General features: G+C 34.5%; 18 protein-coding genes, 3 pseudogenes and 2 riboswitches. Of the genes and pseudogenes, 14 read left to right on the top strand and 7 right to left on the bottom strand.

The annotated features are described in order from the left end of the window. Positions 1 to 16 precede the first annotated feature (16 nt). The 6 genes and pseudogenes from FH144_RS00465 to FH144_RS00440 all read left to right on the top strand — a co-directional run bounded on the left by FH144_RS00465 (position 17) and on the right by FH144_RS00440 (position 4,736). Positions 17 to 1,456: a 6-phospho-beta-glucosidase gene (locus FH144_RS00465; protein WP_242313178.1), complete on the top strand. Its 1,440-nt coding sequence runs from the start codon at positions 17 to 19 to the stop codon at positions 1,454 to 1,456. Between the two features lie 179 nt (positions 1,457 to 1,635). Next, a complete protein-coding gene (locus FH144_RS00460) occupies positions 1,636 to 1,926 on the top strand; it encodes an SAM-dependent methyltransferase (RefSeq protein WP_242313176.1) in 291 nt (96 codons plus the stop codon). Between the two features lie 48 nt (positions 1,927 to 1,974). Next, positions 1,975 to 2,511 carry a hypothetical protein gene (locus tag FH144_RS00455; RefSeq protein WP_242313174.1) on the top strand — a complete coding sequence of 179 codons (537 nt, stop codon included), beginning with the start codon at positions 1,975 to 1,977 and terminating at the stop codon, positions 2,509 to 2,511. Then, on the top strand, positions 2,511 to 2,825 hold the full coding sequence (locus FH144_RS00450; RefSeq protein WP_242313172.1) for a YciI family protein: 315 nt from the start codon (positions 2,511 to 2,513) through the stop codon (positions 2,823 to 2,825). The genes FH144_RS00455 and FH144_RS00450 overlap by 1 nt, the downstream gene beginning before the upstream one ends. Before the next feature lie 136 nt (positions 2,826 to 2,961). Next, complete coding sequence (locus FH144_RS00445) at positions 2,962 to 3,543, top strand: PadR family transcriptional regulator (protein WP_242313170.1); 582 nt, start codon at positions 2,962 to 2,964, stop codon at positions 3,541 to 3,543. Positions 3,544 to 3,563: 20 nt separating this feature from the next. Continuing rightward, positions 3,564 to 4,736, top strand: a pseudogene (locus tag FH144_RS00440) (FAD-dependent oxidoreductase). A gap of 118 nt (positions 4,737 to 4,854) precedes the next feature. Here FH144_RS00440 and FH144_RS00435 read toward each other — a convergent pair. Further along, positions 4,855 to 5,745 carry a fructose bisphosphate aldolase gene (locus FH144_RS00435; protein WP_242313168.1) on the bottom strand — a complete coding sequence of 297 codons (891 nt, stop codon included), beginning with the start codon at positions 5,743 to 5,745 and terminating at the stop codon, positions 4,855 to 4,857. A 424-nt stretch (positions 5,746 to 6,169) separates the two neighbouring features. On the opposite strand from FH144_RS00435, the gene FH144_RS00430 reads away from it, so the two are divergent. The 4 genes and pseudogenes from FH144_RS00430 to thiC all read left to right on the top strand — a co-directional run bounded on the left by FH144_RS00430 (position 6,170) and on the right by thiC (position 11,351). Next, a complete protein-coding gene (locus FH144_RS00430; protein WP_242313166.1) occupies positions 6,170 to 7,495 on the top strand; it encodes a putative glycoside hydrolase in 1,326 nt (441 codons plus the stop codon). A gap of 667 nt (positions 7,496 to 8,162) precedes the next feature. After that, entirely contained in the window at positions 8,163 to 8,396 is a 234-nt protein-coding gene (locus tag FH144_RS00425; protein WP_242313164.1) for a type II toxin-antitoxin system Phd/YefM family antitoxin, read from the top strand. 88 nt (positions 8,397 to 8,484) lie between these two features. Then, positions 8,485 to 9,127: pseudogene (locus FH144_RS00420) on the top strand (HAD family hydrolase). A 198-nt stretch (positions 9,128 to 9,325) separates the two neighbouring features. Continuing rightward, positions 9,326 to 9,428: riboswitch (TPP riboswitch) on the top strand. Positions 9,429 to 9,613: 185 nt separating this feature from the next. Beyond that, positions 9,614 to 11,351 (top strand): annotated as a pseudogene (thiC, locus tag FH144_RS00415) (phosphomethylpyrimidine synthase ThiC). A gap of 111 nt (positions 11,352 to 11,462) precedes the next feature. Here thiC and FH144_RS00410 read toward each other — a convergent pair. The 4 genes from FH144_RS00410 to FH144_RS00395 form a co-directional block, all read right to left on the bottom strand. Continuing rightward, the gene (locus tag FH144_RS00410) at positions 11,463 to 11,633 is read right to left on the bottom strand and encodes a hypothetical protein (RefSeq protein WP_242313162.1); all 171 of its coding nucleotides are present in this window, start codon (positions 11,631 to 11,633) and stop codon (positions 11,463 to 11,465) included. A 205-nt stretch (positions 11,634 to 11,838) separates the two neighbouring features. Next, positions 11,839 to 12,039, bottom strand: coding sequence for an LPXTG cell wall anchor domain-containing protein (locus FH144_RS00405; protein WP_242313160.1), 201 nt, complete (start codon positions 12,037 to 12,039; stop codon positions 11,839 to 11,841). Positions 12,040 to 12,269: 230 nt separating this feature from the next. Next, positions 12,270 to 12,440: a hypothetical protein gene (locus tag FH144_RS00400; RefSeq protein ID WP_242313158.1), complete on the bottom strand. Its 171-nt coding sequence runs from the start codon at positions 12,438 to 12,440 to the stop codon at positions 12,270 to 12,272. Between the two features lie 178 nt (positions 12,441 to 12,618). Beyond that, positions 12,619 to 13,044: a DUF898 domain-containing protein gene (locus tag FH144_RS00395; protein ID WP_242313156.1), complete on the bottom strand. Its 426-nt coding sequence runs from the start codon at positions 13,042 to 13,044 to the stop codon at positions 12,619 to 12,621. A gap of 145 nt (positions 13,045 to 13,189) precedes the next feature. Continuing rightward, positions 13,190 to 13,296, top strand: a riboswitch (SAM riboswitch). A gap of 110 nt (positions 13,297 to 13,406) precedes the next feature. Here FH144_RS00395 and FH144_RS00390 point away from each other — a divergent pair. Further along, positions 13,407 to 14,222, top strand: coding sequence for a MetQ/NlpA family ABC transporter substrate-binding protein (locus FH144_RS00390; RefSeq protein WP_242313155.1), 816 nt, complete (start codon positions 13,407 to 13,409; stop codon positions 14,220 to 14,222). A 254-nt stretch (positions 14,223 to 14,476) separates the two neighbouring features. Next, complete coding sequence (locus tag FH144_RS00385; RefSeq protein ID WP_242313153.1) at positions 14,477 to 15,814, top strand: aspartate aminotransferase family protein; 1,338 nt, start codon at positions 14,477 to 14,479, stop codon at positions 15,812 to 15,814. A 149-nt stretch (positions 15,815 to 15,963) separates the two neighbouring features. Here the strand turns inward: FH144_RS00385 and FH144_RS00380 are convergent, their stop codons facing one another. Beyond that, the gene (locus FH144_RS00380; protein ID WP_242313152.1) at positions 15,964 to 17,415 is read right to left on the bottom strand and encodes an APC family permease; all 1,452 of its coding nucleotides are present in this window, start codon (positions 17,413 to 17,415) and stop codon (positions 15,964 to 15,966) included. 770 nt (positions 17,416 to 18,185) lie between these two features. Here FH144_RS00380 and alsS point away from each other — a divergent pair. Then, the gene (gene alsS, locus FH144_RS00375) at positions 18,186 to 19,850 is read left to right on the top strand and encodes an acetolactate synthase AlsS (RefSeq protein ID WP_242313151.1); all 1,665 of its coding nucleotides are present in this window, start codon (positions 18,186 to 18,188) and stop codon (positions 19,848 to 19,850) included. Positions 19,851 to 19,880: 30 nt separating this feature from the next. Then, positions 19,881 to 20,585, top strand: a complete 705-nt coding sequence (gene budA, locus FH144_RS00370) for an acetolactate decarboxylase (RefSeq protein ID WP_107507055.1) — start codon at positions 19,881 to 19,883, stop codon at positions 20,583 to 20,585. Positions 20,586 to 20,909: 324 nt separating this feature from the next. On the opposite strand, the gene FH144_RS00365 is transcribed toward budA, so the two are convergent. Then, positions 20,910 to 22,598 carry a CocE/NonD family hydrolase gene (locus FH144_RS00365; protein WP_242313150.1) on the bottom strand — a complete coding sequence of 563 codons (1,689 nt, stop codon included), beginning with the start codon at positions 22,596 to 22,598 and terminating at the stop codon, positions 20,910 to 20,912. Between the last annotated feature and the right edge of the window lie 41 nt (positions 22,599 to 22,639).

The following is a 22,639-nucleotide window of genomic DNA, read 5'->3' as shown; positions in this document are numbered from 1 at the left end:
AAAGAGGTTTTATAGTATGGCTAAATTACCACAAGACTTTTTATGGGGTGGCGCATTGGCTGCCAATCAATTTGAAGGTGGCTACGATAAAGGTGGCAAAGGGTTAAGTGTTATCGATGTGATGACGGCAGGTGCACATGGTCAAGCACGTGAGATTACCCAACAAGTTGACCCAGATAAATATTATCCAAACCATGTAGGTATTGACTTCTACAATCGCTATAAAGAAGATGTGAAATTATTTAGTGACATGGGCTTAAAATGTTTACGTACCTCTATTGCGTGGACACGTATTTTCCCTAATGGCGATGAAAGTGAACCGAATGAAGAAGGTTTACAATTCTACGATGATTTATTTGATGAATTATTAAAATATAATATTCAACCGGTCATTACATTATCACATTTTGAAATGCCATTACATTTAGCACGTGAGTATGGTGGTTTCAGAAATCGTAAAGTGGCAGATTTCTTTGCTCATTTTGCAGAAACAGTGTTTAAACGTTATAAAGATAAAGTGAAATATTGGATGACATTTAACGAAATTAATAACCAAATGGATATCAATAATCCAATCTTCTTATGGACAAATTCAGGCGTATCGCTAACCGATGAGGATAACAAACAAGAAGTGTTATATCAAGTGGCACATAATGAATTAATTGCGAGTGCCAAAGCTGTAAAAATCGGTAAAGAAATTAATCCAGATTTCGAAATTGGTGCAATGATTTCTCACGTTCCAATTTACCCATACAGTTGTAATCCTCAAGATATCATGGAAGCTGAGATTGCTAGTCGACTACGTTTCTTCTTCCCAGATGTGCATGTGCGTGGTTATTACCCAGGTTATGCGACGAAGATGTTTGAACGTGAACATATCGATATTGGTTGGCAAGAGGGCGATGATGAAATTTTACGCGAAGGTAAAGTCGATTACATTGGTTTCAGTTATTACATGTCTACAGTAGTTAAGCACGATAATGAAGTAAGCGTTGAAGATAATATTGTAAACGGTGGCTTACCTAATTCTGTCGAGAATCCTTATATTGAGAAGAGCGATTGGGGCTGGGCAATTGATCCAGTAGGCTTACGTTATACATTGAATACGCTATATAATCGTTACCAAATTCCTTTATTTATTGTTGAAAATGGCTTCGGTGCAGTAGATGAGTTTGAAGAGGATGGTACAATTCAAGATGACTACCGTATCGATTATTTACGTGAACATATTAATGCAGCAATTGAAGCGGTAGATCAAGATGGCGTAGAGTTAATGAGTTATACGCCATGGGGTATTATTGATATCGTTTCATTTACGACTGGTGAAATGAAAAAACGTTACGGTTTGATTCATGTGGATCGTGATAATGAAGGTCATGGTACGCTTGAACGTACTAAAAAAGCATCATTTGATTGGTATCGCAATGTGATTGAATCAAATGGCGAATCATTATAATTACATTATTGAATAGATTTAAATATAGACCACCAAATAATTTTATCTAAAGTTATTTGGTGTTTTTTTACAATCAGAATAAGTTTAGTTTCATCTAATAACCATTATTTGCTAGACTGAATTTTTTAAATGATACTGAGATGAGGTTAAACTATGAGTATCATATAAACGCATAGGAGATGAGATGTATGAACGCAGAAATTTTTAGTAATCAGTTTTGGGAAGAGGCATGGGAGAATGATGAGAACACGCAAGATAAGAGAATGAAGCGTGCGGGTTTAGGCAATCCAGATGCACCTGGTTTTGAAAAGTGGGCGCAGAACTTTAATGCGAACTCATTTACTGAAAAGAGCCAACAACGTACTGCCCGCATTATGAAATGGGTGGAAAAACAAACAGGGCATTTAGGTGACTTGAGTATATTAGATATAGGTGCGGCATCAGGCGTTTTTAGTATTCCTTTTGCGTAACAAGGGGCTAAAGTCACAAGTTTAGAGCCCTCGAACGTCTTACATGAGATGTTAAATGATAACGCAAAACATTACGATGTTACATTAAACACTATTAATCAATCATTTGAAGATGTAGACATTGCTATAATAGGACAACACGATTTAGTCTTTGCTTCAATGTGCCCGGTCGTAACCACTTGGCAAGCAGTGAATAAAGCAATTGAAGCGGCTAAGAAGTTTGTCTATGTGAGTTTAATGGCAGGGCCTAAAGAAAATTCCGTTGTGGATGAGATCACTGCTTTTCTAGGTTTAGAGAGCCAACCTATGACTGCGGATATGTATTATTTACTTCAATTACTATATGGCAATGACTATACGTATGAAACATTAATCGAACGTCATACGCAACATCAAGACAAATCTGTCGAAGAAGTTATGCAACAATTACCTACTTGGTTAAAAGAAGTAGAAGTTGAACTTGATGAAAGCCAACTTGAAGAAGCTCAACGCTATTTAGAAGACAAGTATGGAGAGAACGTACCAGTTGTGACAGGCGGTAAATTTGGGAAGGTCTTAATCCATTTAGAAGAAGAGGGAGAGTAATGAAACATTATATCGTTAAGTTTGAACATACAGATTTAAAGGGATGGAAGAAGAATGTTATCCCTCATGTACTCTATTTACGTAAATTAATTAAACAAGGCCGCTTAATCGTCTCAGGTCCTACGGTTGATGAGCGCAAAGATGTGAAGGAAGCTTATTTAATTTTTAAAGTTAAAGATAAAACGCAACTAATAGAATTACTAGAGAAAGATCCATATTGGTATAAAGGGTTAGTATCTCATTATACTATCGATGAATGGAAACCGTTATTTGGTAATTTAAGTCTTTTAGAAAATGAAGAATTTAATAAGTAATAGAAGATAAACACTGTTCTGACGAGGTTGTTCGGAGCAGTATTTATTTTTTTAAAAATTATTTCGATATATCGCTTATTATATCGATATATCGAAAAAGTAATTAAAAATAATACAAGAAAAGGTGATTAATATGATGTTTAGAAGAAATGCACAAGATATGAGACAAAGAATGAACCAATTTGAACAATTTGATTTTGGTAAAGGACAAAGAGGATTTGATAAATTTGAACAATTCGGTGGTCGTCGTGGCGGAGGCCGTGACAGATTTTTCAAAAAAGGAAATTTACAATTCATTATTCTAAAAATGTTAGAAGAAGAATCACGTCATGGTTATCAAATTATTAAAGACTTAGAAGAACGCTTTAGAGGATTCTACTCACCAAGTCCAGGTTCTGTATATCCAATCTTACAAATGTTAGAAGATAGAGATTTTGTTTCTATTTCAAAAGATGGTAATAAAAAAGTCTATACAATTACTGAAGAAGTTAAAACATTCTTAAAAGACAATATCGACCAAGATGAATTCACACAACGTTTGAACCAATTTGATAATGTTGATTTCGAACAAATGAAAGCAACACGTGAAAAGTTACAAGAAGTTTTCCACGGATTTATGAAAGCGAGTCAACAAGCATTACAAGATGAAGAAACTAAAAAAGAATTTGACGCATTTGTTGAAGAAACTAAAGAAAGACTAGAAAAATTCAATAAATAATTATTTGGGGGTATATGGGAATGAATATTAAAGATGTGAAACGCGTGGGTATTATCGGCGGTGGCCCTGGTGGCTTAATGTTAGGACTACTATTACAACAACAAGGGGTTGAAGTTAATATTTTTGAAAAAGCGGGCTTAGAAGTGAATGCAGACCGTGGAGGCTCTTTAGATATTCATGAAGAAAGTGGTCAATTACCTCTGAAAGAAACAGGAATTATCGATAAATTTAAAGAACTTGCGCGTTTTGAAGGCGAAGACACTCGTGTTTTAGATAAGAATGGCACAGTCTATTATGAAGAAACAGCAGATCCTGAAGTGGAAGGTGGCCGATCTGAAATTGATCGCGGCGAACTATGCGATATTGTCTCTGAACAATTGCATGATCATACAGTCATTTATGGTAAAGCATTTAAAGGCTTAACTCATTTAGATAATAACCAAATTGAAGTTGAATTTGATGATACCAGTACCATGACATTCGATTTCGTGGTGGGGGCTGATGGAGCCTTTTCAAAAGTAAGACCGTACTTAGCGAATGTAGATGTAGAATATAATGGCATTTCAATGGTGGAATTAAACGTGGAAGATGTCTTTAATCAACATCCCGACTTAGCTCAATTTAACAAAAATGGGAAAATGATGGCGTTTGGTGACCATAAAGCGATACTAGGACAAGTTAACGGCGATGGACGTATAAAAGTCTATATGTCCTATCAAATGGATTACGATGACTTTGATCAATTTAAAGCGATGAGCAAAGCAGAAATTAAAGAACAGTTATTAAACGATTTTAGTGACTGAGACGCAGATTTGAAAAAATATATTGAATACGCTGGCGATGACTTATTGTTACGTCGTATTTATAAATTGCCAATAGGATTTAAATGGGAAAACCAAGCTAATTTAACTTTAATCGGTGATGCCGCGCATTTAATGAGTCCATTTGCGGGTGAGGGCGTGAATATGGCATTTTACGATGCATATTTACTTGCTAAAGCGATTAAAGAACACGATGAGTTAAAAGATGCACTACAAGCTTATGAAGTGGCTATGTATGAAACATCTCAACAAAGTGCCAGTGAATCACAAGCAAATTTAGAAGAAATGTTTGGCGATAACGCAGCGCAAAAATTTGGTGATTTCTTTAATCAAGTAAGAGAATTATTCGAGGAACATCAAAACCAACAATAGAATAATATAGCGATGACAAAATGAGTGTTCATCGCGAACTTATATCAAATGAAAGCTAGGACACCTGTAGAAGATGTCCTAGCTTTTTAGTTCATATTTATTACTAAAAGAGTGACTCTTAGTTTTTATTTACTGAAGCGTCGTAGATTGAATCTACTGTGTCACCTAATGCTTTATCGAATTCTTCTTGTGATTGGCTAGCACGTAAGTCACTTGCTAATGCACGTGAGAAGCTTGCAATTAATGCATCGTTTTCTTTTAATAATTTGTTAGCTTCGTCTCTGCTGTAACCGCCAGATAATACAACTACGCGGACAACATTTGGATGATCTGCTAATTCTTTGTATAAGTTAGCTTTAGTAGGGATAGTTAATTTTAACATTACTAATTGATCATCGTTTAAAGCGTCTAAGCCTTTTTTAAGTTCAGCTTTTAATACTTCTTCGATTTCAGCTTTGTCTTTAGCGTTAATGTTAACTTCAGGTTCGATGATTGGTACTAAACCTTTAGCAATAATTTGTTTAGCAAATTCGAATTGTTGTTCAACAACGTCTTTGATACCTTGTTCATTTAATTCTAAGATATTAGAACGCATTTTAGTACCGAAGATATGACGTTCAACCGCACGGTCTAATGTGTCATCTAAGTCATCGATAGGTTTCATTAATTGAACACCGTTTTGTTGTTCAGCTAAACCTTTGTCGACTTTTAAGAAAGGAACAACGCCTTTATCTGCTAAATAGTCGCCAGTGTATTTGCCTTCAACTTCACGATCCATTGTTTGTTCGAAAAGGATAGCACCTAAAATTTTGTCTGGAGAGAATGAAGGTGAAGTTACTACTCTAGTACGCATATCGTGTACAAGTTGGAACATTTCATCATCGTTGCTATATTCGTCCTCGTTTACACCATATTCTTTCAATGCTTTTGGAGTACTACCGCCACTTTGGTCTAACGCTGCGATAAAACCTTTTCCATTAGTCATTTTTTCTAATTGTTCTTTATTCATTACTCTTTCCACTCCTTTAATTAACTTTCATATTTATTATGATAAAAATCATCTATATTCTCAAGCTATAAAACCTATATTTATTGAAAATTCTTATTTTACAGTTTATAGTTTCAAAAAATAGCCTTATTTATGCCATAACACACAGTTGAAAAGGTTAAACATATGATGATTTGAAGATTTAGATGTTTTTAATTTCATTCCTAAGAAAAGGTAGCATTATTTGTTATTAAAATTTAAAAGTATAAAAAAATAGTTGATTTGTTAAATAAAATCTTACAAAATCCAATATTGTTGAAGAAAATATGCTATTCTAAATGAAAGTTAGGTTCTTTTGAGTAGAATGTTTTAAATACTATAAATCGCTTACTTTTCTAATAAAAGAACCTAATTATACATATAAAAATTTTCGGAGGCTAAGGGAATGAAAAAGAACAAAATATTTGCTGTATTAACAACAAGTGCTTTGTTACTCGCTGCTTGCAGTAATGGAGATAATTCATCAGATAGCGGTCAAAAAGGGGACAGCCAGAAGAACGAACAATCTAATAGTCAAAGCGATAAGTTGAAAAAGAACAACGACAAAAACAACAATGAAAATAAAGTAGACTATCCTAAAGACGGCGTTAAAGGTATTTACGTTACAAGTAATTCAACACAAGGCGACAAGATGGATGAACTCGTTAAATTCATCAAAGATTCTAAATTGAATGCAATGGTTATCGACGTTAAAGATGACGAAGGTAACATTACTATGAAACTTAATACTGGTAACAAAAAAGTAGACAAAAACACATTAGATATTGTTGATGGTAAGAAATTATTGAAAAAATTACACGACAACAATATTTATCCAATTGCACGTATCGTAACATTTAAAGATACAAAATTAGCTAATGAACATCCTGAATGGTCATTTAAAAATAGTGATGGTTCTGTATGGACAAATGGTAAAGGGGACAGCTTCATCAATCCATTTATGAAAGAAGTTTGGGACTATGATATTGATGTTGCGAAAGCAGCCGCTAAAGCTGGATTCCAAGACATTCAATTCGACTACGTTCGTTTCCCTGAAGGCTTTGAAAATGAAGCAGACAGCTTAACTTATAATAAAGGGTCTTATAAAGATAGTAAGATGAGTTCAGGCGATCAACGTGTGGATACGATTACTAAATTCTTAGAACATGCCAATAAAGAATTAAAACCTATGGGTGTTAACGTATCAGCCGATGTATTTGGTTACTCTGCATTAGTTAAGAATGCACCAGGTATTGGTCAAAGCTTCCCTAAAATCTCTGAAAATGTAGACGCAATTTCATCAATGATTTATCCATCACACTGGAGTAATGGAGACTTTGGTTTAGACGCACCAGATACTGAACCTTATAAAACAGTTAACCGTTATATCCAAAAAGAAAATAAATTATTAGATACACTTGGTAAGAAAAAACCAATTTCTCGTCCATGGATTCAAGATTTCACTGCATCTTACTTAGGCGACGGTAATTATATTGATTACGATGCGAAAGCCGTATCAGAGCAAGTTCAAGCGCTTAAAGATAATGGCGTAAATGAATTCTTATTATGGAATGCTGGTAATGAATATACTGAAGACGCAAACTATAATCCTAAAAAAGGTAACGCAAAAGAACAAGACCCTGAAGGTGTAGAACAAGAATCTAAAGACAAAGATAAAGAAAACAAAGACAATCAAGACAAAGAGAGCCAAGATAGCTCAGAAAATAAATAAAACCTTTTATATGTTTACTTGTTGGGTTATAACACCCTAGTGCAAAGCTTTATATATGAAAATACAATCCCCTCACTGTTTTGGCGGTGAGGGGATTTTTAGTGTTAGCTATAGTCATTATTTGAATATCAGTGAGTAGGGATATGATGCATCCATTTTAAACTATTAATACTTTTTATCTCTTAATGAGTTATACTCATCTTTCTTTTTATTCTTCATTCTTTTAATAAAAATAGGATAAAAAATTATTAATAAAGTAATTAATGTTTTAGGTATCATTTCCAGTCCTCCTTACCTTTAGGTTAACATACTCTTTTCTTGGATAATTATTTAAATATATGTAATGTGAATAATCTAACAGCGGTAAGACATTTATTGGAATGGGAAAAGTAATTTTGCATATATAACTAACTCATGTTACAAAATGAGCTATAAAGTACTCTAGTAAGATAAATGTAACCAGGCTTTCATTAAATATGATGGAGTAATTTTACTTCTATATCTACAAATTAAGATAAATATAATATATTATATTTAGTCGAGTAAATAATAGTTTCAATATACATGTTGAAGCACTAAACGCCATCTGCTATGCCCATAGCAGACGGCGTTTTTTAGCAAGATTTTTTGGAAATATTTTTGGACAATTGTAAGGGGGAGATTTAATATGATTGTTAAATCATACTCATATATATATATACGCACACCTCTTAAAGATATGATAAATAAAGTTAATGATGATAATGACATAATCAAAATTACATCAAAAGGTGGAAATGCAGTTTTAATGTCGGAAGATAATTATAACGGAATAGTGGAAACATTATATTTACAACAGGAGCCTGCTAATACAAAACATTTATTAGAGTCTATTGAAAGTCTAAAAAGAAGTAATGTATAAAATATGAAACTTCTAGTATAAGTGGCTAAATTTAATGACTTGTTAAACTTGAGACAAACTAATTAATATTTAGAAAAGAGGAGAAAAGTTGTTTAAAAATATAATTTTTGATTTTGACGGTACTATTGCTAATTCAAAAAAATGTAGTCTCATCGCAACTAAGAAAGCTTTTGGAGAGTATGGTCTAGAAAGAACCTAGTGATGAACAAATTGAATATTATATGGGTATACCTATTGAAAAATCATTTAATTTAATGAGTTCAGTAGATTTAAACGAAAAAGAACTTAAGCAACTCATAAGATTATTTAGAGAAAATTATAAAGAAGTTGAAGAAGCACATTTAAATAGTTATGATGGCATGTTAAATCAACTCGAGACACTTCATAAAAAGGCTAAATTATTCGTGGTTTCTAGTAAAAAAACTGAAGTACTAAAGAGAAATTTAAAGATATTAAAGGTCGATCATTTATTCTTGGAAATCATACGGTCAGATAAAGTAAAAAATTATAAACCATCACCTGATGGTATTCTTTATATTTTAAATAAATATAACTTAAACAAAACTGAAACTATATATATCGGAGATGCTATATTTGATATTCAAATGGCAAAAAATGCAGGAGTCTCTTCATGTGCTGTAACATGGGGAAGTCATAGTGAAGAAAATTTAAAATTAGAAAATCCTGATTTCATTATTAATAGTGTAAAACAAACGAATTTTGAGAGATAAGATAGGTCGGCTAATAAATTGTAAATGTAATTAGATTTTTAATGGTGTTTCTGATTTAATTATTTATTCTCTACGTACTAAGTAATCATTTCCTCCATCTAAATTCCACTCCTAATATAGTGAATTAAATCTTAATTTGTAACTTTTTATCTTAATTGATATACTAAAGCCATAATTGAATATCATCGGATATCAATTAATATTTGCTAGGGGTGCTTTTAAGTGCTGAGAGAGGAATATTTCTCAACCCTTTGGACTTGAACTAGATAATACTAGCGTAGGGAAGCAAATGGATAAAGTAAATTTAAAATAAAATATATTCAATACATATAAAAAGACAGGATACGATTATGGTTGTCTCTATCAACCATCATTTTATTCTGTTTAATAATGTATTTTATTATTAATGATCGCTTTTTTCTAACAAATATATTCCTTTTTTGTGTGCTTAAAATTCTCTTAGCGTCATGATTATAGGAGGATTTTATGAAACAAGAAAACATTGAATTGAAAAAAGGTTTTCCAGCAAGTGAACGTGTATTTAAGCAAGGTGTAGATGAAGATATTCAGGTGCCATTTAGAAAGATTGAGTTATCTGATACACTATTCGACAATGAAAAGCGCCACAATGACCCTTTGTATGTATACGACACAGCAGGCCCTTACCATGAAGATGATTATAAAGTAGACATTTTCAAAGGTATTCCAAAAACCCGTCATCATTGGATAGAGGAGCGAAACGATACTGAGACTTATATTGGACGTCGTATACAATCTATTGATAATGGTTTTAAAAAAGAGGGGCATAAAAATCTTGTTGAACAATCTTTTGACTACCAACCGCGAAAAGCAAGTAAAGCCCATGCCATTACACAAATGTACTATGCTAAAAAAGGCATAATTACTAAAGAAATGAAATATGTGGCATGCCGAGAAGACGTGGACCCAGAATTTGTCCGTGAAGAAATTGCTAGAGGACGCGCCATTATTCCTAACAATGTAAATCACCCTGAATCTGAGCCAATGATTATTGGTAAGAATTTCCAAGTTAAAATTAATGCTAATATTGGTAACTCTATTGTCTCATCATCTATTGAAGTTGAAATAGAAAAGCTTGTATGGGCTATCCATTGGGGCGCAGATACAATCATGGATTTATCGACAGGCAAGAATATTCACTCTACTCGAGAATATTTATTGCGTAATTCTCCAGTGCCAGTGGGTACCGTGCCTATCTATCAAGCTTTGGAAAAGGTTGGTGGTGTAGCAGAGGATCTCACTTGGGAAATTTATCGAGATACGCTTATCGAACAAGCGGAACAAGGCGTTGATTATTTCACAATTCATGCGGGTGTGCGTCTACATCATGTACCACTTACTGTAGACCGCCTCACTGGCATTGTTTCTCGAGGCGGCTCAATTATGGCGCAATGGTGTTTAGCACATCACGAAGAAAGCTTTTTATACGAACATTTTGATGATATTTGTGAGATATTAGCGCAATATGATATTGCTGTCTCATTAGGTGATGGCTTACGACCAGGCTCAATTTATGATGCAAATGATGAAAGTCAAATTGCAGAATTGAAAACACTTGGAGAACTAACTGATATCGCTTGGAAACATGATGTACAAGTAATGATTGAAGGTCCTGGCCATATTCCTATGCATAAAATTAAAGAAAACCAAGAGTTAGCAGATTTCTATTGTAAAGAAGCGCCGTTCTACACACTTGGACCACTGACAACTGATATTGCACCAGCTTATGACCATATTACTTCAGCTATCGGGGGCAGCTAACATTGCAAGCTATGGTACAGCAATGTTATGTTACGTAACACCTAAAGAACATCTTGGTTTACCAGATAAAGATGACGTGCGTGAAGGCGTGGTTACTTATAAGATTGCGGCCCATGCTGCCGATCTAGCAAAAGATCTAAAAAATGCAGAAGAACGTGACAATGCGATAAGTAAAGCCCGTTTCGAGTTTAGATGGATTGATCAATTTAACTTGTCGTTAGACCCAGATAGAGCACGTGAGTATCATGATCAAACGTTACCGACTGAAGCGGCTAAAGTCGCACACTTCTGTAGTATGTGTGGCCCTAAATTCTGTTCAATGAAAATTTCGCATAATATCAGAGAAGAACATCGAGAGAAATTAGAAGGAATGAAAGAAAAAGCCGAAGAATTCAAAGAACAAGGTAGTAAAATTTATCATTAATATAAGATACTGTTACACAATTAAATTATAAAGTATCACATAAAATGCACCCTTAAAAGTTGGACTAAACAATCCCACTTCTAGGGGTGCAATATTTTTTCTAAATTATTATTACTTATCTTTTCTGTTCTTTCTATGTTCTTGACGACGTTGTTCTTCTTTAGATAGAAAATTAGGATACTTGCCAGGATTTTTAGAGCCATCTATGAATCCATATATCAATGGAAAGCCGACAACGCCTATTAGTAAGATGACGCATATACCTAATAACGTATAAACCATATAGTTTAACCTCCTTACATAAAAAGAGAGCAACACAGAAATCTAATGTGATTTCTAAGATTTCATTGTCTCACTCTAGCAAGGTTGACCAGTAATGAAGAAAGTACAGTTACAGTGAGTCTTCAACTCAATCAACTATTGCCAAAACAAAAATGGAGACATCTATGATATAAATGTCTCACTCTCACTAAAAACATTCAAGCTATTATGCAGTTTTTCTAGTTGTGAGATTGATTAAAATTAAACTACCTAGTAGAAATAATGAACTACCTAAAGCTTGAATAGGTTGATGATGATTGGCATCACCAGTTTGAGGCAATGTTTTGTTTGAAGTAGATTGATGTGTATTAGTTTTAGATGATGGGACTTCTGTAGAAGCTACATTTCCTACATAATACGTATTCAATTCACGAGCATTATCTACGGAAGAAGCGTCTGAAGTAGTTGGAGATGGGTTATCTAATTCAGCAGCTTTTGCGATGCCGTGTTCCGCATGTGTGTCTTCACTTGCTAATTGATTAAAATCACTAAATTTATCATTCTTATATTCTACTTCGCCAGTTTTATAAACTCTGTAGACACCTACACCAGAATTTGCTTTATTATGACTTTCAATTTCGAAATAGTTACCTTTATCTATGGCTTTGCCGAAGTTTTGTAAATTCCACTATTAGACATTGCTTCTTGTGCAACTTGTTGTGCATTGTCCTTCGTAACCATTTCTGCAGCTAATGCATGGTTTGAGTTTAAACATAATATTACCGTGCCTATTAGAACAGTTAACACCAATAGAGAAACCTTCTTCACAATGCAAACCCCATTTCATTTATTATCGATTACAGCCTTAGTGTAACACTCAGAATTGAATTAAATAGGGCTTTAAAACGAACGATATCGAAACTTTAACCTAGCTTAAAGAACTCACCTTTTGTAAATTTAGCTTAACAATATTAAAGGTTATTTAAAGTTTATAATTTCTGTGAATTTAGTATTTCTTTTTTGAAAAGTAGGGTATAGCCCATGCCATTAAACAAATGAAGATAATGTGCGCAACCATCCATAAACCATACTCAAGCCAACTGAATTGGAATATCTCACGTCGTGCTAACATAATTAAGAGTGGATAGAGTACGATGAATATCAACATAAGTAACACATAACTTAAGTTATAAAGTGGCTTAGATATATGATAAATAAACAAGAAAACAATATATATAATAAAACCTATCAATACATGAATCAGTAATTCTACTACTAATGGTACTTTACTTGGGTCAGCTAAGAAGTCAATGTTGATAAGTAATAAAGTAAGATGCGTGGATTGTGCAAAGACATCCATAATGGCCATGGTAATAAGCAAGACTATACTTATTATTAAGGCGCTTAATAGGTGATAGCCGTAACGTAACATTGTTAGCCTCCTTTAATCTTGATTATATTACTATTCCCTTGGTGCCAAAGAATAACACGTGTTAACTTTTCGGAATATTTAAAAAATATATTGACCGGTTATAGAGCGAATGCTAAGATAATATCAATTCAATAAAACGTGTTAACTCTTATCGAGAGTGGTGGAGGGATGTGCCCTATGAAGCCCAGCAACCGTCGTTTAACGAAATGGTGCTAATTCACATAAAGTAGACAATACTTTAAGAGATAAGAGAGAGTGTATCGATGCTTTCTCTTAAATAGATAGAAAGTATTTTTTTGTGTCTTCTAATCATTTAAGAGTGCTCATTTTATTGGAAAATATAAATAAAGGTGTCGATACATATGAAAAAGTGGATAAGTATTATAAGTGTTTTAGTCTTGATCTTAGTATTATCAGCATGTGGCAAAGATAAGGAAGAGAATAAGAAGATTACAGTAGCTGCATCTCCTGCACCACACGGAGATGTACTGAAGAAAGCAAAAGCACAATTGAAAAAGAAAGGCTATGACTTAGAAGTAAAAGAAGTAAATGACTATAAAGTGCCTAATAAATTGTTAGATAAAGGCGATGTCGATGCGAACTTCTTCCAACATGTACCTTATTTGAAAGCAGAGAAGAAGAGTCATGGATATAAAATAGAAGAACTTGGTAAAGTATTTACAACCCCAATGGGCGTGTATAGTAAAAAATATAAACACCTTAAAGATATTCCGGAGGGCTCAACGATATACGTCTCTAATAACCCAGCTGAAGAAGGACGTTTCTTGTCATTCTTTGTTAATGAAAGTTTAGTTAAATTGAAAAAAGGTGTAAAAATAGAAGATGCCAAATTTGAAGACGTTGTGGAAAATAAAAAGAATTTAAAATTTAATCATCAACAAGGTGCTGAATTCTTACCTAAAACATATAAAAATGGAGAAGGCGCTGCGGTTATTATGAACTCTAACTATGCTATCGATAACGGCTTAAAACCTTCAAGAGATGCGATTGTTATGGAAGGTAAATCATCACCATTCGCCAATATTCTTGCAGTTCAAGAAGGACATAAAAACGATAAAAAATTCCAAGAACTATTAAAAGTAATGCAATCAAAAGAAATTAAAGATTACATTAAGAAAGAATACGGGGATGATGTAATCCCGTACGAAAGTAAATAATAAATAGAGAAGGGTAAGGGAGAAATCTTGTTCAAAGGTTTCAACCTTACCTTTATTTATTTTGTTTGAGAATTTATATTTTTTAATTTTTCTGAAAATATTTACAAATCTGACAATTATTAGTATATTGATAAATATTACTTAACAATGTTTTGGGCGAAAGCCGAGAGAAACCTGGATAAATGGCCACTATACTTGGCCATCATCCTATTCAACTACATATCCAGGTGTCTCTCTTGGGAGGATGGATACGAATGACAAAGTCAGAGCAACTTATAAATGAAGATGGGAAATATTTTGCAGCGTCAGGAAGAATTAAATACTATCCATTAGCGATTGATCACGGCTATGGGGCAACGTTGGTTGATGTAGATGGAAAAGAGTATATTGACTTGTTATCAAGTGCAAGCTCACAGAATGTAGGCCATGCACCAAAACGCGTAACAGAAGCGATTAAAAAGCAAGTTGATAAATTTATCCATTATACGCCTGCCTATATGTATCATGAACCAGCTGTGAAATTATCTAAAAAGCTGTGCGATATTGCGCCAGGGGATTTTGAAAAGCGCGTAACCTTTGGATTAAGTGGTTCAGATGCCAATGATGGTGTAATTAAATTTGCGCGAGCGTATACAGGGCGACCATACATTATCAGTTTTACAAATGCTTATCATGGGTCAACATTTGGTTCATTATCCATGTCAGCAATCAGTTTGAATATGCGTAAACATTATGGTCCTTTATTAAGTGGGTTCTACCATATTCCATTCCCTGATAAATATAGAGGAATGTATGAACAACCGACACCAAATACAGTAGAAGAATACTTAGCACCGCTTAAAGAGATGTTCGCGAAATATGTACCCGCTGAAGAAGTGGCCTGTATCATGGTTGAAACGATTCAAGGAGACGATGGCTTATTAGAACCGGTAGAAGGCTACTTTGAAGCGTTAGAGGCGTTATGTCATGAACATGGTATTTTAATTGCCGTAGATGATATTCAACAAGGCCTTGGCCGTACTGGTACTTGGAGTTCAATTGATCACTTCAACTTTACTCCAGATTTAATTACATTCGGTAAATCACTAGCTGGCGGCTTGCCTATGTCAGCAATCGTGGGGCGTAAAGAAATTATCGAAAGCCTAGAAGCACCTGCGCATCTGTTCACTACAGGAGCGAATCCAGTAAGTTGTGAAGCGGCTCTCGCAACATTAGAAATGATTGAAGAAGACGACTTATTAACTGCTAGCTCTGAAAAGGGGAACTACGTACGTCAACGAATGGACCAATGGGTAACTAAATATGACTATGTCGGGGATGTACGAGGTATCGGTTTATCGATTGGTATAGATATAGTGTCTGATAAAGAAACTAAGACAAGAGCGTCACAAGAAGCATTGAAAATTTGTAACTACTGCTTTGAACATGGCTTGGTAATTATTGCGGTAGCTGGTAATGTCTTACGTTTCCAACCACCACTTGTTATTACCTATGAACAACTTGATTATGCACTAGATACACTAGAAGACGCATTACAAGCCTTACAAGAAGGACGCTTAGACCAATATGACATTAACGGCCAAGGCTGGTAAGAAGTACAACAGATATCCCATTAATTTAGTTTAGGGATGTTTATTAAAATAACTGAAATCAACGTAGTATTAAATAAAAAAGGAGTAGGGATGATTCTTATTGAATCACCTCTACTCCTATTTAGCATGTTACGCTTTTTGATTGTATATTAATCTTTAGGAACGATATAGTCTTTTTCTTCATTTTTCTTAGAATGTTTAATGCCATAGAAAACATAAATGATAATACCAACTAAGAACCAAATTAAAGTATAAAGTTTCGCTTCAAAGCTTAAGCCCCAGAATACTAATAATACTAAAACGAAAGTAACGATTGGTAATACTGGGAAGAATGGCACTTTAAATGCTGGTACCGGTAAGTCTTTGCCTTCACGTTTTCTTAAGCGATACATTGCTAATGACACAAACATAAATGCTACCAATGTTCCGGCTGAAATAAGTTGCGCTAAGAATGCGAATGGGAACATTGAACCAATTAACACACCAATAATAGTAAGAATGACAAGCGCTCTATTAGGTAAATGCTTTCCATTTAAGTGTGCTAACCATGATGGTAATAAGCCGTCACGACCAAATGAATACAGTAGACGTGAACCTGCTAACATCATACCGATTAAAGCAGTAAACATACCAACAACTGAAATTGCCTGTACGATTGCGGCTACTACACCGTGACCACTTTGACGTAATGCCCAACCCACAGGTTCTGCATTTCCAGCATATTTAGAATAGTGGAACATACCTACTAATACTAGTGCTACGGCTACGAATAATACGATAGCGACGATTAAAGAACCTAAGATACCACGTGGCATTGTTTTTTGTGGATTGATTGCTTCAGCTGAGTTAGCTGCGATAGAGTCAAAGCCAATGTAAGCTAAGAAAATCATTGATACGCCGGCATAGATACCTTGCCAACCACCGAAGTCACCATTTGCTGTCACTTTATGTTCTGGAATAAATGGAACATAATTTGATGCTTGAATCGCAGTTAAACCTACGATAACGAATAAGATAATAGCTAAAACTTTTAAAATAACTAAAATATTCTCAATACGTGCAGCTTCTGTCATACCACGAGATAGTAACAAAGCAGTAAGAATGATTACCACGGCTGCAATGATATCGATAATACCACCATCTGCACCAAAAGGATTGGATAGGGCTTTAGGTAACGCGATACCTAGGGGTGATACTAATCCCCGTAAGTTGGCGGAGAAACCGGAAGCCACAAAGGCTACGGCAATGAAGTATTCGGCTAAGAGCGCCCAACCGGCTACCCAACCAAAGAATTCTCCAAATAATACGTTAATCCAGGAATAAGCTGAACCGGCAAATGGCATAGTTGACGCCATTTCCGCATATGAGAAAGCGACTAATCCCGCTACGATAGCAGCCAATAGGAATGATAAAGCTACCGCTGGACCTGCATGCTCAGCTGCAACTACTCCAGGTAATGTAAAGATTGAAGTTGATACGATTGTCCCTACACCTAATGCAAGAAAGTCTCGGACACGCAATGTGCGTTTTAAATGTCCGTCTTTATTTTGATAGATAGTGGGATCTTCTTTTCTAGTGAAATTATTGAAAAAACTGGACATAATGTTGAACCTCCACTGTTGTTTTTAAAACTTCTATAAGATTAGCTTGTCATTAATTTAATATTTATTATCATAGCATAAAATTTTAGATTTTTGTCTAAAATTTCTGAAAATTTAAAGTTTTCTTACTTTTTGAGAAAAGGATATATGTGACAAGAAAATTCAAAATGATAAAATTGATTATAGCAGATATAAAGAAAATAAAAACAACTAAAAAGAGTAAAAATATACTTTAAATATAAAAAGTGGGCTTAATGTCGCGAATCGCACTATAAATATAGGAGATAAGTCAAGTGATAATACCTATTTATTTGAAAGATTTTGTCAAAAATGAAACAAAGTTGACCTATTCCAAAATGGAATGGGTTCTATCGAAAATATGTATTTTATTAATAGTTCAACGCATACTATAATGAAACACGTAATAAAGTTACAACATATTCAAATGAATTTATAAAGTGTGTGTTTAATCATTCCCCTTAAATTGTAGCAGGACATATGCACTGCACAATTATGATTTATTACACAATCTTGACATAAATAGAAGACTCCCATCTCACATTTGAATATGCTTTATTAACTGAGATTACAATGCAACAATGATAAATAAAGCAACTTTAAATATAAGAAGCCACGACAAACATGTAACAAAGTCTTTCCCTCTTTTTCCCTTAAAAAATAGGCATGTATGTGGCTTCTTTTTAATACTAAAATTAAAAATAATAATAAAAATATAAAATAATATTTGATTTGAAAGGATATGAATTTAGATGGCTAAAGAAAATTATTCTGCAGCAGATATGGTCATTGATACTTTAAAAAATAATAATGTGGAGTACGTGTTTGGTATTCCTGGAGCGAAAATAGACTATCTATTTGACGCGTTAGAAGATGATGGTCCTGAACTTATCGTTACACGTCACGAACAAAACGCAGCGATGATGGCACAAGGCGTTGGTCGTTTAACTGGTAACCCAGGTGTAGCTTTAGTAACAAGTGGCCCAGGGGTGAGTAACCTAACAACAGGCCTATTAACTGCCACATCAGAAGGTGACCCAGTCTTAGCCATTGGTGGTCAAGTTAAACGTAACGACTTATTACGTCTTACACACCAAGCTGTAGACAATGCTTCTCTTTTAAGATCATCTACAAAATATAGCGCTGAAGTCCAAGACCCTGAATCATTATCTGAAGTGATGACAAACGCAATCCGTACAGCTACTTCAGGTAAAAACGGGGCAAGCTTCATCAGTATCCCACAAGACGTTATTTCAGCACCTGTTCAATCTAAAGCAATCAATTTATGCGAACGTCCTCAATTAGGCGTACCATCAGTTGATGAAATTAAAGAAGTCATTCATGAAATTCAACAAGCTAAATTCCCGGTACTTCTTGCAGGTATGAGAAGTTCAAGTGAAAAAGAAACAGAAGCAATTCGCCAATTAGTCGCTAAAACAAACTTACCAGTAGTTGAAACATTCCAAGGTGCTGGCGTGCTTAACCGTGAATTAGAAAATCATTTCTTCGGACGTGTCGGTTTATTCCGTAACCAAGTTGGTGACGAATTATTAAGAAAAGCTGACTTAGTAGTTACTATCGGTTATGACCCAATCGAATACGAAGCAAGTAACTGGAATAAAGAATTAGATACTGAAATTATTGCGATTGACGAAGTACAAGCAGAAATTACAAACTATCTACGTCCTAAAAAAGAAATCGTAGGTAATATCGCAGGTACAATTCATTTATTATCTGAAAATGTGACTGAACCTATCATTAATGAAGAACGTTTAAATGATTTAGAACAATTAAGAGCAGATATTATAGAAGCAACTGGTGTTAAATACACTCATGAAGATGGCGTGATGCACCCATTAGAAATTATTGAAACAATGCAAAACAATTTAACTGACGATACAACTGTTACTGTCGATGTAGGTAGTCACTACATTTGGATGGCACGTAAATTCAGAAGTTATAATCCAAGACACCTATTATTTAGTAATGGTATGCAAACACTAGGTGTAGCATTACCATGGGCAATTGCTGCGGCGTTAGTACGTCCAAATACACAAGTTGTGTCAGTAGCCGGTGACGGTGGTTTCTTATTCTCAGCTCAAGATCTTGAAACTGCAGTTCGTAAAAAATTAAACATCATCCAATTAATCTGGAACGATGGTAAATATAATATGGTAGAATTCCAAGAAGAAATGAAATATAAACGTTCATCTGGTGTCGACTTTGGACCAGTAGATTACGTAAAATATGCTGAAGCATTTGGTGCTAAAGGTCTTCGTGTCACTAGCCAAGAAGAACTTGAAGCTGCTATCAAAGAAGGATATGAAACTGAAGGACCAGTTGTTATCGATATCCCAGTTAACTATAAAGATAATATTAAATTATCAACAAACATGTTACCAGATTCTTTAAACTAATTTTCAATAATTATAGGAGTGAATATTAAAATGAGTCACGTATTATATCAACACGGTACATTAGGTACATTAATGGCAGGCTTATTAGAAGGTACTGCAACAATCGATGAACTATTAGAACACGGTGATTCAGGGCTAGCAACATTAACTGGTTCTAATGGGGAAGTCATCTTCCTTAACGGTGAAGCGTTTCATGCGAATGAGCACAAAGAATTTACTAAGCTTAAAGGTGACGAAATGACACCGTACGCAACAATTACTAAATTTGAAGCGGATGAGTCATACCAAACTACTGATAAAGATTCTGAAAAGGTTCTAAATGAAGTGAAAGAACATATGTTGAGTGATAATTTATTCTCTGCAGTAAAAATCAGTGGTACTTTCAAAAAAATGCATGTGCGTATGATGCCTAAACAAGAACCACCATACACACGATTAATTGATTCTGCACGTAGACAACCTGAAGAAACACGTGAAGATATTAAAGGTACAGTGATTGGTTTCTTCACACCAGAATTATTCCATGGTATTGGGTCATCAGGTTTCCATATTCACTTTGCTAATGATGATCGTAATTTTGGTGGTCACGTATTAGACTTTGAAGTGGATGATGTGACAGTTGAAATTCAAAACTTTGAAACATTCCAACAACATTTCCCAGTAAATAATAAAACATTTACTGAAACTGAAATTGACTACGCAGACGTAGCCGATGAAATCAGAGAAGCGGAATAATTTTTAAATAAGAGGCTCGGCATGGTTGATTTCTAATCGAATTAACCACGCCGAGTCTTTTTGTTTTATATAGTACTACGTATTGTTGACTTTGCTTTCCTGGGTGGACTGGCTAAGCCAAGGTCTTAGCCTAGCCCTGTTCCCCTAGGATTTTCGCCAACAATACTTCGTGATAATAAATAGTGATATTTTTAAAGAGAAGCATAGAAATATAAAGTAATTTCAAATGTTTGTTCGCTCTTTTTAGTTTCTAAATGCAAAATTTAAGGCTAAGACATTTTATATAAACGTCTTAGCCTCTTTCCTACGATTAGTCAAGGTATCTTATTTAATTACTGGGATGATGAGGTGTGAATCATAATCGTTACCAGTATAAATAAGGTGTTTGCCTTTATTAACTGTTTCTTCGTGTTCATAACGTGTTTTCATGTTAGGTAGTGGTGTACTGTTGCCTTTAACGATTTCATTGCCTTTAACAACAACTACTAAAGATTCGCCTTTTTTGAATAATGTACCAGAAGGTAAGAGTTCAATTTTGACAGGTACAATTTCACCAGGTTCGAATTTTAATTCTTGTTCATGTGTATGCCATGGTTGTGCAATTGTTGATTTTGTTTCATCTAATTCGCGATGAGATGCACGTAACCAACCTGTTGCAACTTGACCATTTTCAATATGGTTAAAGTCAGGGAAATGAACTTCATTGCCTCGGCGATCTAATTTTTTAATACCGGCAAATAAATCTAAATCATTCGTTTCTTCTGCAGCTACCCATAATTTCAATTTCATGTTACCAGTTAATTCTGTATCTTCTTCAAATGTGTATGTGTAACGTGCTTCATCGTTGTTACTTTCAGAATCATACGTTGCTACGGCTTTATCTGAAGGTTGTTGCACATTTAATGACATATTGTCACTATCTAAATATAAAGCTTGATAATCAGTGTTTGTTAATGGGAAGTTATCCGCAGTTTTAAATGTTCCACGGTAGAATTTATCTCTTACTTCATAAATCACATGTGGTGTATCTAACCAGTCATTATCTTCTTCTTTTAGATAATAATCGAAGAATTCTTTTTGACGTTCAAGGTTTTCGCGTGAATAATAGCTTTCCCATTCTTTTCGACCGTGTACGTATAACCATTTATTGTCTGAGCTAGCTTGTTTAAAGCCTTCAAAGGTTCCTCTGTTGTGTAAGCCTTGAGTAGACCAGCTTGCGCAAGTTAATAATGGTGTAGTGATATTAGCTAGTGGTGCTTGACGTTGTTTCCAGAATGAATCAAATAATGGGTGATCTTTTTGAGCTTGGATTAAATCTTCAATGTTTGGATTATCTGTCCATCTTGCAAAGATACCTTGAATCCAGAAGCGATAGAAACCAGTATCTGGAATACCACCATGGAAGGCTATTTCACGATACATATCATTTAAGCCTTCCCAAGGGATCATTGCTTTAAGGTGTGGAGGATTTAGGGAAGCAACCCACCATTGTGTAACAGCTAAATAAGACACGCCATTTGTACCAATATTGCCGTTACTCCAATCTTGTTGAGCAGCCCATTCAATTACTTCATAGTAATCTTCAGCTTCACGTTTAGACCATGGAGATAATACGCCATTAGAACCAACGCTACCTCTTAAAGCGACTTTAACTACAACATAATCATTGGGTACCCAGAAACCTGGATCAGGTGATTCTTCAGGTGTGAAACTTGAAGTTGGGATTGCACCGAGTGTTGGCCAAGCTGCGCCCATATTAGTAATTTTAGGTTTATTATCTTTACCATAAGTATCTGCAGACATAACTACTGGGAAGTTGCCTGATTTATTTGGACGGAAAATGTTAACGTATAATACTTCGCCATCTTTCATTGGTACTGCTACGTCTTTTTCCATAATCATTTCTTGATTACCATATTGAATACTATCTACTACAATATGATTAACGCCTTCTTTAACGTCTTCAACATTTGTTACTTCTAATTGTGGATTACCTAAGAATTTATTTGTCATACTAGTTCATCCTTTCATTAAACATTCTTTTCGAATACAAC

It is taken from the genome of Staphylococcus sp. acrmy (assembly GCF_022690565.1).
Classification (GTDB): domain Bacteria; phylum Bacillota; class Bacilli; order Staphylococcales; family Staphylococcaceae; genus Staphylococcus; species Staphylococcus caledonicus.
The sequence above is the reverse complement of the archived record's forward strand: the minus strand, read 5'-3'. Positions and strand labels throughout refer to the sequence as shown.

Coding starts and splice junctions, on each gene's coding strand:
- FH144_RS00465 (WP_242313178.1), top strand. CDS start 17: ATGGCTAAATTACCACAAGACTTTTTATGGGGTGGCGCATTGGCTGCC.
- FH144_RS00460 (WP_242313176.1), top strand. CDS start 1,636: ATGAGATGTATGAACGCAGAAATTTTTAGTAATCAGTTTTGGGAAGAG.
- FH144_RS00455 (WP_242313174.1), top strand. CDS start 1,975: ATGTTAAATGATAACGCAAAACATTACGATGTTACATTAAACACTATT.
- FH144_RS00450 (WP_242313172.1), top strand. CDS start 2,511: ATGAAACATTATATCGTTAAGTTTGAACATACAGATTTAAAGGGATGG.
- FH144_RS00445 (WP_242313170.1), top strand. CDS start 2,962: ATGTTTAGAAGAAATGCACAAGATATGAGACAAAGAATGAACCAATTT.
- FH144_RS00435 (WP_242313168.1), bottom strand. CDS start 5,745: ATGAATAAAGAACAATTAGAAAAAATGACTAATGGAAAAGGTTTTATC.
- FH144_RS00430 (WP_242313166.1), top strand. CDS start 6,170: ATGAAAAAGAACAAAATATTTGCTGTATTAACAACAAGTGCTTTGTTA.
- FH144_RS00425 (WP_242313164.1), top strand. CDS start 8,163: ATGATTGTTAAATCATACTCATATATATATATACGCACACCTCTTAAA.
- FH144_RS00410 (WP_242313162.1), bottom strand. CDS start 11,633: ATGGTTTATACGTTATTAGGTATATGCGTCATCTTACTAATAGGCGTT.
- FH144_RS00395 (WP_242313156.1), bottom strand. CDS start 13,044: ATGTTACGTTACGGCTATCACCTATTAAGCGCCTTAATAATAAGTATA.
- FH144_RS00390 (WP_242313155.1), top strand. CDS start 13,407: ATGAAAAAGTGGATAAGTATTATAAGTGTTTTAGTCTTGATCTTAGTA.
- FH144_RS00385 (WP_242313153.1), top strand. CDS start 14,477: ATGACAAAGTCAGAGCAACTTATAAATGAAGATGGGAAATATTTTGCA.
- FH144_RS00380 (WP_242313152.1), bottom strand. CDS start 17,415: ATGTCCAGTTTTTTCAATAATTTCACTAGAAAAGAAGATCCCACTATC.
- alsS (WP_242313151.1), top strand. CDS start 18,186: ATGGCTAAAGAAAATTATTCTGCAGCAGATATGGTCATTGATACTTTA.
- budA (WP_107507055.1), top strand. CDS start 19,881: ATGAGTCACGTATTATATCAACACGGTACATTAGGTACATTAATGGCA.
- FH144_RS00365 (WP_242313150.1), bottom strand. CDS start 22,598: ATGACAAATAAATTCTTAGGTAATCCACAATTAGAAGTAACAAATGTT.